1 protein-coding gene is annotated in these 761 nt (G+C 46.5%); it reads right to left on the bottom strand.

Annotated features, from left to right (window positions below; translation table 11 throughout):
• Nucleotides 1–761 (bottom strand): IS256 family transposase (locus AAEY80_RS14300; protein ID WP_350588519.1); only part of this gene is annotated, 761 nt, incomplete at both ends.

A 761-nucleotide genomic window follows, 5' to 3' on the forward strand; every position in this document is an offset into this window, starting at 1 on the left:
GTGGCTAAGTACACCACTTTGAATGCTGCCTGATCAGAGGGGAACACCTTACGCTTATTCACCGCCGTCCGAATCACGCTGTTTAGCGACTCAATAGCATTGGTGGTATATATGACTTTTCTGATGTCTTTAGGGTAATTAAAGAACACCGTTAAGCCCTCCCAGTTATTGCGCCAAGACTTAACCACATGCGGGTACTCAGTGCCCCATACCTCATCAAAGTGTTCAAGGTTAGCCTCTGCTATCTCAAGCGTATCAGCGCCGTAGATAGCCTTTAGATCAGCCGCTACTGCCTTTTTATTTGTCCAAGGTACAAACTTCATCGAATAGCGCACCATGTGTACGATACACAGCTGAACCTGAGCGTTGGGATAAACGGTATTGATGGCATCAGGGAAGCCCTTTAAACCATCGACACAGGCAATGAGGATATCTTGCACCCCGCGGTTTTGTAGTTCAGTGAGTACACCCAGCCAGAACTTAGCGCCCTCATTCTCTGATAGCCACATACCAAGCAGCTCTTTTTTACCATTAAGTCCCACACCTAGTGCCAGATAGATAGCCTTGTTGATAATCTGTTTATCTTGACGTATCTTCACGACAATACAGTCTAGATAGACGATAGGATAGACACTGCTTAACGGCCGGTTCTGCCAAGCGGTGATGTCCTCTAAGATGTTGTCAGTGACTCTTGAAACCAGGGTGCTTGAGATGTCGACATCGTAGAGCTCTTTGATACTCTCTACAATCTCAGTGGTGGT

It is taken from the genome of Psychrobacter sp. 78a-MNA-CIBAN-0178 (assembly GCF_040309625.1).
Classification (GTDB): domain Bacteria; phylum Pseudomonadota; class Gammaproteobacteria; order Pseudomonadales; family Moraxellaceae; genus Psychrobacter; species Psychrobacter okhotskensis.